At 61.7% G+C, this 14177-nt stretch carries 14 protein-coding genes; 6 read left to right on the forward strand and 8 right to left on the reverse strand.

Features of this window, described 5'->3' with window-relative positions; genetic code table 11:
• Positions 1-89: 89 nt before the first annotated feature.
• Positions 90-944 (reverse strand): aldo/keto reductase, encoded by an 855-nt coding sequence (locus tag NKI19_RS05275; protein WP_352489980.1) that lies wholly within the window; start codon positions 942-944, stop codon positions 90-92.
• Positions 945-1173: 229 nt separating this feature from the next.
• On the opposite strand from NKI19_RS05275, the gene NKI19_RS05280 reads away from it, so the two are divergent.
• The 4 genes from NKI19_RS05280 to NKI19_RS05295 all read left to right on the forward strand — a co-directional run bounded on the left by NKI19_RS05280 (position 1174) and on the right by NKI19_RS05295 (position 3575).
• A complete protein-coding gene (locus tag NKI19_RS05280; protein ID WP_352564167.1) occupies positions 1174-1809 on the forward strand; it encodes an ankyrin repeat domain-containing protein in 636 nt (211 codons plus the stop codon).
• A 166-nt stretch (positions 1810-1975) separates the two neighbouring features.
• Positions 1976-2365: an ArsR/SmtB family transcription factor gene (locus tag NKI19_RS05285; protein WP_352489982.1), complete on the forward strand. Its 390-nt coding sequence runs from the start codon at positions 1976-1978 to the stop codon at positions 2363-2365.
• Positions 2362-2895, forward strand: coding sequence for an SRPBCC family protein (locus tag NKI19_RS05290; RefSeq protein WP_352489983.1), 534 nt, complete (start codon positions 2362-2364; stop codon positions 2893-2895). The genes NKI19_RS05285 and NKI19_RS05290 overlap by 4 nt, the downstream gene beginning before the upstream one ends.
• A 104-nt stretch (positions 2896-2999) precedes the next feature.
• Entirely contained in the window at positions 3000-3575 is a 576-nt protein-coding gene (locus NKI19_RS05295) for a dihydrofolate reductase family protein (protein ID WP_352489984.1), read from the forward strand.
• Between the two features lie 131 nt (positions 3576-3706).
• Here the strand turns inward: NKI19_RS05295 and NKI19_RS05300 are convergent, their stop codons facing one another.
• The 6 genes from NKI19_RS05300 to NKI19_RS05325 all read right to left on the reverse strand — a co-directional run bounded on the left by NKI19_RS05300 (position 3707) and on the right by NKI19_RS05325 (position 9465).
• Complete coding sequence (locus NKI19_RS05300) at positions 3707-4507, reverse strand: class I SAM-dependent methyltransferase (RefSeq protein WP_352489985.1); 801 nt, start codon at positions 4505-4507, stop codon at positions 3707-3709.
• A gap of 151 nt (positions 4508-4658) precedes the next feature.
• Positions 4659-5696 carry a DUF930 domain-containing protein gene (locus NKI19_RS05305; RefSeq protein ID WP_352564169.1) on the reverse strand — a complete coding sequence of 346 codons (1038 nt, stop codon included), beginning with the start codon at positions 5694-5696 and terminating at the stop codon, positions 4659-4661.
• Positions 5697-5754: 58 nt separating this feature from the next.
• On the reverse strand, positions 5755-6504 hold the full coding sequence (locus NKI19_RS05310) for a glucose 1-dehydrogenase (protein WP_352564171.1): 750 nt from the start codon (positions 6502-6504) through the stop codon (positions 5755-5757).
• A gap of 47 nt (positions 6505-6551) precedes the next feature.
• Positions 6552-7556 (reverse strand): sugar-binding protein, encoded by a 1005-nt coding sequence (locus tag NKI19_RS05315; protein WP_352564173.1) that lies wholly within the window; start codon positions 7554-7556, stop codon positions 6552-6554.
• A 51-nt stretch (positions 7557-7607) separates the two neighbouring features.
• The gene (locus NKI19_RS05320) at positions 7608-8669 is read right to left on the reverse strand and encodes an ABC transporter permease (RefSeq protein WP_352564175.1); all 1062 of its coding nucleotides are present in this window, start codon (positions 8667-8669) and stop codon (positions 7608-7610) included.
• Between the two features lie 55 nt (positions 8670-8724).
• Positions 8725-9465 carry an ATP-binding cassette domain-containing protein gene (locus NKI19_RS05325; protein ID WP_254819718.1) on the reverse strand — a complete coding sequence of 247 codons (741 nt, stop codon included), beginning with the start codon at positions 9463-9465 and terminating at the stop codon, positions 8725-8727.
• 443 nt (positions 9466-9908) lie between these two features.
• Here NKI19_RS05325 and NKI19_RS05330 point away from each other — a divergent pair, with 443 nt between their 5' ends.
• Together NKI19_RS05330 and NKI19_RS05335 are read left to right on the forward strand one after the other, a co-directional pair.
• Positions 9909-11342, forward strand: a complete 1434-nt coding sequence (locus NKI19_RS05330) for a coiled-coil domain-containing protein (RefSeq protein ID WP_352564177.1) — start codon at positions 9909-9911, stop codon at positions 11340-11342.
• 133 nt (positions 11343-11475) lie between these two features.
• Positions 11476-13038 (forward strand): serine hydrolase, encoded by a 1563-nt coding sequence (locus NKI19_RS05335; protein ID WP_352564179.1) that lies wholly within the window; start codon positions 11476-11478, stop codon positions 13036-13038.
• A gap of 30 nt (positions 13039-13068) precedes the next feature.
• Here the strand turns inward: NKI19_RS05335 and NKI19_RS05340 are convergent, their stop codons facing one another.
• On the reverse strand, positions 13069-14004 hold the full coding sequence (locus tag NKI19_RS05340; RefSeq protein ID WP_352564181.1) for a hypothetical protein: 936 nt from the start codon (positions 14002-14004) through the stop codon (positions 13069-13071).
• Positions 14005-14177: the final 173 nt, after the last annotated feature.

Genomic DNA, 14177 nt, shown 5'->3' on the forward strand with positions numbered 1-14177 from the left:
GCAAGATCGGCGGGACAGCGCCCCCCTCTGTCCTGCCGGACATCTCCCCCACAAGGGGGGAGATCGGCAGCTTCGATGTCCCGCCTTCGTCAGAACAAAAACGCGGCCGTAGCGGGGTTCGGGCCGGTGCGGCCGTCGGGCGAGTCCATGCCTCGGATGAGCTCAAGGTCTTTCGCTTCCAGTTCGAAGTCGAAGACATCGAAATTGGCGGCGATGCGGTCCTGGTGGATCGACTTTGGAATGACGATCAGTCCTTCCTGAAGGTGCCACCTGACGATCGTCTGCGCCACCGACTTGCCGTGTTTCCTGGCGATGCTTTCAAGCGTCGGATCGCTCAACAGTCGGCCGCTGCCCAGCGGGCTCCAGCTCTCGATGCGGATGTTGAGCTTGTCATGGAATTCGCGTTTGTCATGCTGCTGGAAGCGGGGGTGGAGCTCGATCTGGTTGACGGTCGGCGTGACGCCGGTCTCGCCGATGATCCGTTCGAGATGGTCCTGGTTGAAGTTCGAAACGCCGATCGACTTGATCCGGCCTGATTGCCTGAGTTCGATCAGCGTCTTCCAGGCCTCGACATATCTGTCCTGGCTGGGCACCGGCCAATGGATCAGGAACAGGTCGATCTGTTCGATGCCGAGCTTGCTCATCGTCTCGTCGAAGGCGCGCAAGGCGGCGTCGCGCTGATGCGCGCCGTTGCGCAGTTTCGAGGTGATGAACAACTCGCTTCTCGGCACGCCGGCCGAGCGGATTGCTTGCCCGACACCTTCCTCGTTCTGATAGCCTTCGGCGGTGTCGATCAGTCTGTAGCCGGCCTCGATTCCCCAGCGCACCACCTTGGCGGTGATAGCTGGATCGACCTGCCACACGCCGAGGCCGATTTGCGGAATGGCGGAGCCGTCGTTCAATCTGATTTGTTCAGGTCTATTCAGGGTAATCTGTTCAGGCATGTTCAGGTCCTTCTGCATCGTTCCGCCCGGCGCAGGCTCTATCTAGTCTGGATGGCCGCGAAAGCCAGTCGATATCAGGAGAATGTGAGGAGACGGACGTGAAGCGCTGATCCTCCGCTTCGGGCCGACAGCTCTCTGTGACCCACGGACTCCAGGGAACTCTACACAGGACGACCCCACTGTCGCGGATTCTGTGGTATTCTGTCGACTATCCGAGGAGGCGACTGCGTTGACCAACAGCTTGCAAGCCGAAGGGGCAAGAGACTGGTCGCCCCTGCTGATCGCAGCAGAAAAAGGCGATGCGGAGGCGGTTCGATCGGAATTGGCGGCTGGCGCCGATATTAATCAGTCGGGCGACGGCGGCTGGTCTGCACTTCACCTTTCAGCCCTCAATGACCGCACAGCTGTGGTGGAGGCGCTGATCGAAGACCCGGAAATCGACGTGAATTCCAGAAACAAGTGGAAGAGCACGCCCTTGAGCCTTGCGTCGGCCAAGGGACATTACGCGTGTATCTCAGTCCTCGTGAGACACCCCCAAATAGAGATGAACGCGCGAGCTGACTACTACGGCAGAACGGCTCTTATCGAGGCGGCGAAGAACGGGCATCTCGAAGTCGTCAAGTTGCTCGTGGAGAATGGCGCGGAAGTAAATCTGACCGACAAGACGGGGAGAAACAACGCGCTCATCGAGGCTATCAAGGGGCGGCACTACGAGATCGCGGAATACCTGCTCGATTCTGGGAAAGTGAGCTTTGTCAACAAAGAGATGAGGCTAAACGCCCTGATCTGGGCTGGCAGCTGCCACAACCCTCAGCTTATCGAAAAGCTGGAAACCGCGATCCACAGTTTCTTCGACGGTAAATAAGGGCCTCGCCCTTGGTAAATAAGGGCCTCGCCCTTACTGTCGCGGGGGCGTCCGTACCTCCCGTCACATCGACACGCTCGATCGCGCAAACGGCCCCGCGGCGCTTCCCACGAATTATTCAACCAAACGGTTGACGATCCGAAGCTGCGCGTCTATATTCAACTATATGGTTGAATTACAAACACCTCAGATGGATGCTGTTTTTCACGCCCTTGGCGACGCCACCCGCCGGCACATGCTTCGCGATCTCGCCGATGGCGAGAAAACGGTAAGCCAACTGGCTGAACCGTTCGCGATGTCGCTCGCGGCCGCCTCCAAGCACATCAAGGCGCTGGAGAACGCAGGGCTTATTCGTCGAGAGGTGAGGGGCCGCACGCATCTGTGTCGTTTGGATCCCGGACCGCTGGCCAGCGCCTATCAGTGGCTCAGCTTCTACGAGCGCTTCTGGACCGGGCGTCTCGATGTTCTCGAACGCCTGCTTCGCGAGGAGGACGCACGCAAAGCCCAGGAAGAGCCCAGGAAATCGCCCAACTCAGAAGAAGGAGACGAGCAATGAACCAGATGAGAAGCATCGACGCCTATGGCGCGCTGAGCGAGCCCGCCACGTTCACCATCCAGCGCCTTTTGCCCGGCCCCATCGAGCGCGTCTGGGCCTATCTCACCGAGAGTGACCTGCGCCGGCAATGGATGGCAGCGGGCCAGATGGAAATGAAGGCGGGCAGCTCGTTCGAATTGGTCTGGCGTAACGACGAGCTGACGGACCCGCCTGGCCAGCGCCCCGCGGGCTTTCCCGAAGAGCATCGGATGGCGGGCCGGATCACCGAACTCGATCCGCCGCGCAAGCTTTCCATCACCTGGGGAAATACCGGCGGCGTCTCCTTCCTGCTGGAGCCGAAGGGTAGCGATGTGCTGCTCACCGTCGTCCATCGGCGCCTGCCGGAACGTGCAATCCAGCTCAACATCACGGCCGGCTGGCACATGCACCTCGACCTGCTGGCCGCCCGCCTGGCGGGCAAGACGCCGACCTCGTTCTGGGACGGCTGGAGCCGCCTGCGGGAAGAATACGACCGCCGCCTGCCGGCCTGATGTAACTCGCGGCGGCGGCCATCCCTGAGGTCGCCGCCAGCCACACGAAGCAACGATGAACCGATCAAACGTGCTTGCATCCCGCAAGCCTGATGGAGGAAGTCATGCGCAAATTGATCGCTGGAATGAAAATTTCCGTCGACGGCAAGATGGAAGGGCCCGAGGGCTATGCCGATTGGGTCGACGCGTGGTCGGACGAATACGGCCTGACACCGCAAATCGACGCCTGCCTGCTTGGCAGCGTCATGTACGCCGGCTACGAGCGCTACTGGAGCGCCATCCAGAACGAGCCCGACAAGCCGCTGCCGATGACCGGCAAATTGCCGAAGCCGGCCGAGCTCGAATGGGCCCGCTTCGCCGCGCAGACCCCACATTATGTGCTGTCGAACACAATGATTTCGGCGGCCTGGCCAAAGACGCGCTTCGTGCGGAATTTCGAGGATATCGCTGCGCTGAAACAGCAGCCCGGCAAGGACATCTACCTTATGGGCGGCGCCCGAATTGCCGCGAGCCTTATCGATGCCGGGCTGGTCGATGAACTCAGGCTGATCGTCTATCCGCTGCTCGCCGGTGAAGGAAAGCCGCTGTTTGGGACGGCGAAAAATCGTCGTGGGCTCGAACTGCGCAAGGTGGAGCAGCTGTCGGACGGCCGCGTCGGGCTGGTCTACGGCATGTCATAAGACAAGCGCGTCGCGTTCGATCGGCCTCATGCTTCAGGTTCTTCTTTATGCACGTCGTTACCGCAAAGCCGCTGCTCACCCTCGGGTCAAGCCCGAGGGCATGCTTTTGCGCGACATGCATTAATCCAACGTCAGGCAACGGTACCGCGGCAGGCCCAGGCGACATTGGCAAAGGACCTTGGGCCATCGGGCCGGCCGGCCTCGTAGGCGTCGCGCATGGCGGCGTCGGTGCGCGCCCGCTCTTCCGGGTCGAGCGTGGCCACATACTTGCCGAGCGGCCCTTCGCCGGCGGCAATCGGCGCCCAATAGTCGTCGAAGTTCTGGTAGTCCATGCGGATCATCAGCTCGGTCTCCGTGACATCCCGGAGGCCCTGCTCGACAAAGGTCCGTTTCATTTCACCCGGCTGCATCATCGGCTGCGTGCAATAGCGGGCGCGCAGCTGGCGTCCGCCTTCGCTGAGCACCGCCACCGTGTCGACCATCATGCGCATCCCCGGCATGCCGCCGAGATGGTCCCATACCGTCGCCGCGACCACGCCGCCCGGCCGTACGACGCGACGCATCTCGGCGACTGCTTTGCCGGCTTCGGGCACGAAATGGAGCACGAGCAGCGCCAGGGCACGGTCGAACGCGCCGTCCTCGAAGGGCAGGGCGCAGGCATCCGCCTGACGGATTTTTATCCGCGGATCGGTGTTGCGCCGGATTGCCTCCTCGACGAAAACGGCCGAAAAGTCGATCGCCGCGACCTCGCTGAGATCTGCCGCCTTGACGAGCGCGAAGGTCAGGCTGCCGGTGCCACAACCGACGTCGAGGATCTTTTCGCCGTCGTTAAGGCCCGCGAAGTCGATGAACAGCGGCGCGAGCCTTTGGCTCCAGCGGCCCATGAGCTGCTCATAGCCGGCAGCATGGTGAACGTTGAAACTTGAAGTCATCGAAGGCTCCTCCCAAGGCCGTATGCTAGACTTCGGCGGCCGCTGACGAAAGCCACTTTTGGCGCGTGTTGGTTCGGTCACCCGGGGCGCGCGAAGACATCGCCGGCCGGATTTGACAGCGCCGGCCAGCCAGTCTCCGTGCCTCGACCACCTATTCGGCGGCCAACCCGCGGCGTTTCAATTCGCTGCGCGGCACCGGATTTCCGACACGGAAGGCGAAGGAAATGACTTTCGTCGCGTCCGGATCGACCTCGCAACGAAAGCTCAGGTCGTACCACTGCCCGTTTGCAGGGAACGGCGCACTGGCGACGTTCATGACCGTGCCGGCCTTCAGCCGATACTCAAGCAAGCTGTCTGGGAAATAGGGAGGCGACGCGTGCACCAATTGCTGCGCGAGTTCCGTGTTGCAGAGCTGACCGATCCGCACGGCGCGCGGCACATTTTTCATGGCGGTTGTCGCTACCGGATCACCAGTTGCTGTTTGCGAGAACAATCTTTTCGCTTTTTCAAGCTTCAACGGTTTTTGCACTTTGGTGACATCCGCAGACTTGGGCTTCGGCGGCTGTGATGCGCCAGGCGGCGGAGCCTGGTCTTTTCCCTCGACCGCTGGCACGGCAGCTGGCTGCGCAAGATCTTGTTTATTGGGATCTTGCGGCGCCGGCGGTTGTTCCGAACCATCCTCCGCACTGTTGCCGTCCAGAGACTTGCGAGGACCGGCGTCCTTCTCACCGAATTGGAAGACAGGTCTCTGCGCGGCGACCTCACGGCTCGCAGGGGTCTCGACCTTTGCTTCCGGCGGCTTTTCGGGCTTGGCCGGTTTCGCGGGAGGCGGAGGTTTGGCTTTCTCCGATGGTTTGGGCGGAGGCACCAGATCCACCCCGATGGCCTGCTCCTTCTGCGGTTGCGGGGGCGATACCGGCAGTGCGGACAAAAGAAGCGCGGCGGCGAGCAAATGCACGACCGCGGAGGCAGGCAAGGCCCACCTGAATACCCGGCGCTGATCCCGTATCTCGTCCGTCATCGTGACCGGTGTGTGGAATGAAATATTGGCGGCATCAAGCATCGATGCCGCCAGACGTCGAAATAACCCGTTGCGAAATCGAAAGTCGGCGGCTGCAATACGGCACGTCATCCAATCGTGTGGCGTCGGCGTCCGCGCAGGGGACCGGGCCAGCAGCAGATGCAGCAAGTCGTCATTTCAGGCGGCTAGCAGGCAGGCCCTGCCGTCACTGTGTCGCCGGTTGAAATCACAGGGAAACCGATAGCCCGCCGTCGACCGCCAGCACGTGCCCGTTGACGTACGCGGCAGCGTCGGAGGCGAGAAACACCACGGCTCCGCCGAGTTCCTCAGGCTGGGCCCAGCGGCCCGCGGGGGTTCGTGCCTCGACCCATTTGGTGAAGGCTTCGTCGCGCATAAGTGCGGTGTTGAGCTCGGTGGCGAAATAGCCGGGGGCGATCGCATTGACGGTGATGCCGTGACGGCCCAGCTTAGCGGCAGTGGAGCGTGTCAGCCCGTGCAGGCCCGCCTTTGCCGCCACATAGGCGTGAATGGTGGGACGGCCAAGGATCGCTGCGACCGATCCGGTGTTTATTATGCGCCCGAACTTGTGTGGCAGCATCAGGCGCACCGCGTCGCGCATCATGCGGAAGCAAGCCGACAGATTGACGGCAACCACATGGTCGAAATCCTCGTCCTCCCATTCGACCAGCGGTTTACGATGCTGGATGCCGGCGTTGTTGACCAGAATATCGAGGCGGCCGTGGCGTTCGACGATTCCTTCGAGCGACGCCCTTGAGATCGCTGCGTCGGTGACATCGAACGGCAAGGCTTCTGCACCGATCCTTTCGGCGGCCGCGGAAAGGGCGGCCATGTCGCGGGCATTGACGATCACCGTCGCGCCGTTTTCCGCAAGTGCCTTGGCCATGGCAAAACCAAGACCACGCGAGGCACCCGTGACCAATGCGACACGGCCTTTGAGCGAGAACAATTCCGGCATTGAGATCCCCTATGAAAAGGGCGGGAGTTTCCTCCCGCCCAAAAGCACTATTTGGCGACGCAGGTGTCGGCTGTCTCCGGAGTGCAGACATCGAGGCCCGTGTAGGTCGGGTCGGCCGGCGGAGCCTTACCCTCCTTCATATCCTTCAGCGCCATCATCGTCTTGTAGCCCATCTCGAATGGCCGCTGGCCGACCTGGCCAAGGGAGAAACCTTCCTTCATCTGGTCGATCTGTACCGGAAGCGTATCGGCAACGACAAGCGCCAGGGCCTTCGAGGCGATCTTGTCCTTGTACGGTGCGACGGCGGCGCGGTTGGCATCAGGGATGAACTGCGGGAAGCCGCCGGTTGGGACGAACGCGTCGAGGTTCGGATTTTTCGCCATGATATCCTCGAACTGTTGCACCGAAAGCGGGAAATCATCGTTGGTGTAGAGTGGACAGCCTTCGATTTCGGTCCAGCCGTTCTGGCCCGTCAGCCGGTCCCCGGGCGAGGCTGCCGATTTGGTGCCCGAAAGCGTATCGCGAATGCCTTGCATGCGCTCGTTGTGGTTGGCCGCCGCGGCGCCGCCGGACTGGATGCAGATCGTGCCGCCTTTTGGCTTGATCTGCATGACAAGCTTGGCAAGGTTCACGCCGATTTCGTAATTATGCGTGCCGATATAGGCAACGCGCAGATCCTTGTTTTCGGGCAGGAGATCGGAGTCCCAGGTGAGGACCGGGATGCCGGCATCCTTGGCGGCCTGCAGCGCAACCGCCATCGCGGCGGCGTTCGACGGCGACACGGCGATGCCGTCCACCTTCTTGGCCACCAGATCCTGGACGATCTGCACCTGCTCGTCGCCGCCGCCATGTTCGCCGGGGCCGATATACATGCACTCCACTGCGCCTTTGGATTCGGCTTCGGCCTTCTTGCAGCCGTCGCGTGCCTGGTCGAAGAAAGGATTGTTCATGTTCTTCGGCACGAGGGCAAAAGTGTATTTCGCCTGGGCGCCGGAAACGGCGAGCACCATTGCGCCAAGCGCGACGGCGGCCGTCAGCAGATGTTTTTTCATGTGACGTTCTCCTCCTTGGTGTGATCCCGCAAGCCTCCCGCCGGCGGGTTTCTAGCGGCGTTTTTTGGGCATCAAGACTGCCAGCGACGCGGCGAGAATCGATTTGCCGCCGGTTTGCATGCCCAAGAGAACCGCAAGAACGATGAAGGCGCCGACGAAGGCACCCTGCCAGTTTGAATCGATGCCGGCCATCAGCAGCGCATTCCTGATCACCTCGAGGAAGGCCGAACCGATGATTGCACCGAACGCCGTGCCGGCGCCGCCCATGAGGCTGGCGCCGCCAATGACCGTCGCGGCGATCACGCGCAGCTCATAGCCCTGGCCCATGGCATTGATGGCCGAGCCGTTATAGCCGAGGAGCAGGAGCGAGGCGAGAGCGGCGGTGAAAGCCGAGAAGACATAGGCCTGGAATTTGATCCAGTTGACCGGAACGCCGGTGAGCCGTGCCGCCTCTTCATTGCCGCCGATGGCGAAGAGATGCCGGGCCCAGGCTGTGAAGTTGAATACGAAGCCGACAATCAGGGCCAGGATCACCATGGTCCAGAATTGCGACGACAGTTCTGGTATCCAATGCGGTGCCCAGTGGTTCGGACCGTGCCGCGGCCATTTCCACTGACCGATCGCCTTCACGATCGGAGCATCGGGCCCGAACTGGTAGAGCATCTGGTTGGCCGAGAATACGACCGCCAGCGAGCGCGCGACGGACAGCATGCCGAGGGTGACCACAAAGGACGGCATCCCGACATAGGCGACAAAGAATCCGTTGACCGCGCCACAGGCCAGACCGGAGAAAAGGCCCATGGCGAAGGCGACGTACCAGGGATAATGCCAGGTGAGGAACAGGCCGGCGACGATGACCACGAGACCCATAACGGAGCCGACCGACAGATCGATACCGCCGGTGATGATGACGATCGTCATGCCGAGCGCCATGATGCCGAAAGGTGCGAAGTTGCGCGTCACATTGGCGACGTTTTCAGACGTGCCGAAGCTCGGCTCCATCGCAGTCATCAACATGACGAGCGCGATGAGCGCGATCGTCACCCAGAAGGGCTGACTTGAAATCACACGTTGGAGAACTGTTTTTTCCTTGGTCGGGACGAAATCCGACATGGCCGGCCGGCCATGTTCTTCGACTGAGCCCTGAACGCCAACTGACTCCTGAACACTATTCGCCACGGATGGCCCCCGTTATCAGTCCGGTGATTTCCTCTGGCGATGTTTTGTCGGCTGGCTTGTCGGCAACTTTCGAGCCCCGCCTGAGGACGATAATACGATCTGCCACGGCGAACACGTCAGGCATTCGGTGACTGATCAGCATGACGCCGACTCCTTGTGCTTTGAGGCGTCGGATCAGTTCGAGTACTTCCGCCACCTGGCGCACTGAGATGGCGGCCGTTGGTTCGTCCATCAGCACCAGCTTGGCATTTGAAAGCCGGGTCCGCGCGATGGCGACCGCCTGGCGCTGCCCACCCGACATCTTCCTGACGAGGTCGCGCGGCCGGGTTTCCGATTTGAGTTCCTTGAACAGCGCTGCCGAGCGATCGATCATCGCCTGCTTGTCAAGAATCCTGATCGGCCAGAAGCCTTTCTTGATCTCGCGCCCCAGAAAGACGTTCTGCGCGGCCGTCAGATTATCGGCGAGCGCCAGGTCCTGATAAACAACTTCGATTCCTTTGGCGCGGGCCTGCACGGGCTGGTGGAAGTGGCACACCTCGCCCTCGACTACAATTTCGCCGTCGCTCGGCGGGAAATTCCCGGCCACGGTCTTGACTATCGTCGACTTGCCGGCGCCGTTGTCCCCCATCAGACCAACGACTTCGCCTCGCTCCACCTGGAAGCTGACGTCGGTCAGGGCCTGGATAGCCCCGAAGTTCTTGGAGACGTGGCGAACCTCAAGCACCGGCATCGCGGTCCTCCCGGGACAACATTTATCGGTCTTGTCCCTGGTCAATGCACAGCAGCTAATCAGCGAAACGTATTCAACACAATCATTTATTAGGTCAGGCCTCCCGGCCGTAACGCGCCTCGTCCGAGTGTGACTTGTGGCTGCTGCAGAGCACCGAGGCGCTCGGCCGATCCTTACAACAGTCACCAGGCGATCCTCAGGCTTGCGCCGCTTCATATCCGTTTCGGGTGAAATGAGTGGGCCTTTTGCGAGCGGTGCCAACGCCTCGGGTATGCAGCGCGGCAGAACACGTCATTCAAACACACGAGGACAGTGGCCAAGCCTGTCCCTAGCGTGCGTCGGCCAGAGCGCATGTCAGGAGATGAACCCGCATCCGGGGGAGGCGAGGGTCAAGTGTTGAAAGTCCGCTCCTCAACGGCGCTGCACGAGAGGGATATTCGGTCATGAATTTCAAAGGTTTGATCAAGCGTGCCGAGACTGTGGAGAAAGCGTTCAAGGAGCTCGAAACCGATTTGGCGGATGCATTCAGCGAATGTCTCAATGTGGATGATCAGTCGCCGCTGGACGACGTCACTGTGCCGGAGGAGACTGTGTCGGATGAGAATCTCGCGGCAATGGATGACAGCTCGCAACTAGAGGCCAATGCGGATGCCTTCGAGACCGCGCGACGGCTGACCCCCCATACGCAAACCCGGCTGGCTGCCTTGAGTGCGGTCGATGGGCTCTTTCACGACGCGCAGGAGTATCTGGGGGAGATCAACGCGAAACTGTCGGAGATCGCGACCTCGCATCATCTGACAGGCGAATTCCTAAAACTCCTCCACGGCGACATTCTTCGCGCCAACGAATTGGAGCTGGCAAATACCGGCCTGACCGCGCAGCAAAGAGTGCTGTCCGAACAGCTCCACGATGCGACCAGAAAGCAGCGCGAGCGCGACAGCGCTATCGAGGCGCTGCAGCAGCACGAGGCGAGCCTGGTCGAGGACAAGGAGGCACTTCGCGGCGCGCTGGCGGCGGCAAGGCTGGAACTCGTCGTGGCAGGCAATGCGAGCGCAAAACGCGAAGCCGAGTTCGGCGAGCTTGTCAAAACGCTCTCGGCCAGAGCCGTCGAGGCCAACAGGCGCTCGCGCGAGAACGAGATGCTGCGGGAGAAGCATGTCAGCCTGTCGATCGACCTCGACAAGGCGCTGAAACGGGAGGCCGAGGCCCGGCACAGGCTGGATGAACTCTCGACTGTCCATGCCAATGATGCCGCGCAGGTTTCGGAACTGCTGGCTGCGCTTGGCAAGAGCGAGAAAGAGGAGATGCGGCTGCAGAAATCGCTCGATATGGCGCAGGCAAAGCTATCGGAAATAACGGAAGCGGCCCGCCTCAGGGACGGTGACAGGGAAGCCGAGCTTGCACGCAGTGTTGCGGAGATGACCGGCTTGCGTTCCGAAATCGAGGATCTTCGATCGCGACTGGAGGCCGCCTCCAACCAGAACAGCGACGCCGCCAGCGAGATCGCCAGGCTCAAGGCCCAAGCGAGCGACGCGGTGGCGGAAAAGCAAATTGTCGAGCAAAAACTGTCTGCTCTCACGAAGGAGAGCGAAAACGACAAGATGAACCTTTCCGCGATCAGCGCGAATTTTTCGCAGCTTTCCCTGCAGCAGGCCTCCGAACAGATACAGTTCGACGTCCAGAGGCAGGAATGCGAGGATCTGCGCGCCGAAGTCGCGTCGCTTCAAGCCCGGGTCAAGGAACTGTTGCCCTACGAGCGGCTCCACAAGGTCACCAACGCCAGACCGCGTGAAGACGGCGTGGTCGAGATCACCGCCGCGGTGGCGGAGAAGGCCCGTGCCAGCAGGCGGCGCCTCCGCCTGCGCGCTGCATCCTAGCTCAGGCTCGGCTGTCTGAATTTCGGCTGGTGTGAAGCGGACATCCGTCAATGGATGGCGGGTCGAGCGTGAGACTGGCCTTCCCTGCGTCGGCCTGCGATAGTGCACGCCGGTGAGGCGGAGGGGGCTGAGCATGCGGCTATTCACAAACCGGAATCACCTCCGGTGGAGGATGTTGGCCTTCATCGCCATCATGGTGCTTTTGCCGAAAGCGGCGTCGGCCGATACCATCCCACCCGACAGGATCGCCGCAGCTCTGTCGAAGCTCGAATTGCTTGCCGAACGCGCCGTCGCGAACGGTGCCGTACCGGGTCTGGCCATCGGCGTCGTGCATGGCGACGAGGTGATCTTCCTCAAGGGGTTCGGGCATCGCGAGGCCGGCAAGCCGGAGGCAGTCGACGCCGACACGGTGTTCCAGATCGCCTCGCTCTCCAAGCCGGTCTCGGCAACCGTCGTGGCGGCGCTGGTCAGCGACGGGATCGCTTCGTGGGATTCCAAGATCGCCGACCTCGATCCGGCCTTCAGGCTCGCCGAGCCCTATCCGACCAGCGAACTCACGGTCCGCGACCTGTTTGCGCACCGCAGCGGGCTTCCCGGCACGGCAGGCGACGACCTCGAGGACATTGGCTATGACCGCACGGAGATCCTGCGCCGCCTGCGGTTCGTGTCGCCGTCATCGAGCTTTCGTGCGGGCTATTCCTACAGTAATTTCGGACTGACCGAGGGTGCCGTCGCGGCCGCAAAGCCGACAGGCAAGCCGTGGGAAGAGGTGGCCGACGAGAAGCTCTACCGTCCGCTTGGAATGGCCTCGACCAGTTCGCGTCATTCGGACTTCATCAAGCACGCCAACCGCGCCGAACTCCACGTCAAGATCGATGGCGCGTGGACAGCGAAGGTCCAGCGCTATCCGGATGCACAGGCGCCAGCAGGCGGCGTCAGCTCTACAGCACGCGACCTCTCGCAATGGATGCGCCTTGTGCTCGGCAACGGGGTCTACGCCGGCAAGAGACTCATTGCCGCCGATGCGCTGGACCAGACACATATTCCCTTGATGGTTCGCGGCAAGAACCCCGTCTCCGGAGGCGAGGCCTTCTACGGCCTCGGCTGGAACGTCGAATTCGGCCGGCACGGGCCGATCTGGGGGCATGCGGGCGCCTTCAGCGCCGGCGCACGCAGTCTGGTGATGCTCTTTCCCGAGCAGAAGCTTGGCATCGTCGTCATCGCCAACGCCTTTCCGACAGGCGTGCCGGAGGGACTGTCCGACAGCTTCGCCGATCTCGTCTTCGACGGAACGCTGGGGAAGGATAAGGTAAAGGCATGGAATGATATCTATGCAGGCATGTTCGGCCCGGTGATTGCGGCGGCCAAGGCCACCTATGCCGCGCCGCCTTCTCCGGCAAGTTCGGCGGCGCCGGCCAGTGCCTACGCAGGCCGTTATTTCAACGACTTCATCGGCGATGCTATTGTGTCAGGCGAAGGAGACGCCCTTGTCCTCAAGGTCGGGCCCGCCGGTGCGCGGTCCTATCCACTGAAGCATTTCGACCGCGACCTCTTCCTGACCTTCCCCGATGCCGAGATGCCGGACAGGCCCTCGGCCGTCAGCTTTGCCGTCGGCCCCGACGGCAAGGCGTCGGCCGTGACTGTCGAGTTTCTCGACGACAATCATCTCGGTACGCTGCAACGCGTGGGGGATTAGCCGCCGCGGGGCGGGCGAGCCTTTGCCGGTTCAGGATGCCGGGCCGAACTGGAGCAATTTGAAGCAATCGCCGCTGCCCGACGTCGCCTGCGTCAGGAAGGGTTTCGACCGGTCCATCCATTCCTGGTGCGATCTGGCATCGGCTTCGATCTCATTGGCCGGTGCAAGCTTGACGAAGCCGCGCCCCTTGCTGAAAAGCCAGCACGCGCGGCCGAGAAACCGCCTGCTGCGCTGGCGCAGGAGGTCGGCATCATAAAAGACGTCGAGCACCTCCTGCCTGATCTTCCGCTCCTTTTCGGGATTGGCGATCGCAACCTCGATCGGCTCGCCGCCGATCGCATCCTGCAGGTCCTTGTAATCCAGGGCGATCTGGGTGGTGGCATATTTGATGTCGCTCTCGTCCCGGACGATGTTGAACCATAGCGTTGGGTTGAGCTCGTTGACGACGAACGATGCTTCGAAATCGCGCGACAGATTGAGAATATCGAACCCCTGAACATCGACGTCGCGCTCGACCAGAAGGATCTGCGAAACCTGCTTGGCGAGCGCCGTTCCGTGGGCGCTGACGGCGGCATTGTTGCCGCCGAGTTCCGGACTGACATAGGCGCCGCCATCATCCAGCAGCGCATCGAATTCGCCGAGGGCCTCCACGACAGCGCTGGCGCGGGCAACACGCGCCGCCAGTTTGGCGAGAACCTGCTGGAGCTCCGTTTCGCGTTTGCGCTGGTCCTGATAGTTCTGCTGGAAAAAGAAGATGAACAGGGACACGCCAATCCCGATCAGGATCACGCCCAGCTGCGAAAAGATATTGCGATAATATTCCAGCAGCTTTTCACGATGGCGTACGTCGTCACGCACACTGTGCGCCACGCGAAGATTGACGATCAGCGAAACGATCAGGAGCCCGGCACCGACCAGGATCAGGCCGCCGATCAGCAGGTAGCCGTGGCGTGAGTTGAAGTCCATTCCTTTGCCGCGCTCCCCGAAACCCCAGACGGGCGCAGACTAATACCATTCCGCTTCAACACCTACGTGTTCGTGGGGCACCGGCGACGGATCCCCGCCATTCGGCCGCTGTTCTTGCAGCCAGGACTATGATCGCCATCCGCCTCGTTTCGTAGCGGTCTTCTCGCAGCCGG

It is taken from the genome of Mesorhizobium sp. M0751 (assembly GCF_040320265.1).
Classification (GTDB): domain Bacteria; phylum Pseudomonadota; class Alphaproteobacteria; order Rhizobiales; family Rhizobiaceae; genus Mesorhizobium.

What these genes read in the sequence shown, in the direction of transcription:
- NKI19_RS05275 (WP_352489980.1), bottom strand. Translation starts at nt 944, where the DNA reads ATGCCTGAACAGATTACCCTGAATAGACCTGAACAAATCAGATTGAAC.
- NKI19_RS05285 (WP_352489982.1), top strand. Translation starts at nt 1,976, where the DNA reads ATGGTTGAATTACAAACACCTCAGATGGATGCTGTTTTTCACGCCCTT.
- NKI19_RS05290 (WP_352489983.1), top strand. Translation starts at nt 2,362, where the DNA reads ATGAACCAGATGAGAAGCATCGACGCCTATGGCGCGCTGAGCGAGCCC.
- NKI19_RS05295 (WP_352489984.1), top strand. Translation starts at nt 3,000, where the DNA reads ATGCGCAAATTGATCGCTGGAATGAAAATTTCCGTCGACGGCAAGATG.
- NKI19_RS05300 (WP_352489985.1), bottom strand. Translation starts at nt 4,507, where the DNA reads ATGACTTCAAGTTTCAACGTTCACCATGCTGCCGGCTATGAGCAGCTC.
- NKI19_RS05310 (WP_352564171.1), bottom strand. Translation starts at nt 6,504, where the DNA reads ATGCCGGAATTGTTCTCGCTCAAAGGCCGTGTCGCATTGGTCACGGGT.
- NKI19_RS05315 (WP_352564173.1), bottom strand. Translation starts at nt 7,556, where the DNA reads ATGAAAAAACATCTGCTGACGGCCGCCGTCGCGCTTGGCGCAATGGTG.
- NKI19_RS05320 (WP_352564175.1), bottom strand. Translation starts at nt 8,669, where the DNA reads ATGTCGGATTTCGTCCCGACCAAGGAAAAAACAGTTCTCCAACGTGTG.
- NKI19_RS05325 (WP_254819718.1), bottom strand. Translation starts at nt 9,465, where the DNA reads ATGCCGGTGCTTGAGGTTCGCCACGTCTCCAAGAACTTCGGGGCTATC.
- NKI19_RS05330 (WP_352564177.1), top strand. Translation starts at nt 9,909, where the DNA reads ATGAATTTCAAAGGTTTGATCAAGCGTGCCGAGACTGTGGAGAAAGCG.
- NKI19_RS05335 (WP_352564179.1), top strand. Translation starts at nt 11,476, where the DNA reads ATGCGGCTATTCACAAACCGGAATCACCTCCGGTGGAGGATGTTGGCC.
- NKI19_RS05340 (WP_352564181.1), bottom strand. Translation starts at nt 14,004, where the DNA reads ATGGACTTCAACTCACGCCACGGCTACCTGCTGATCGGCGGCCTGATC.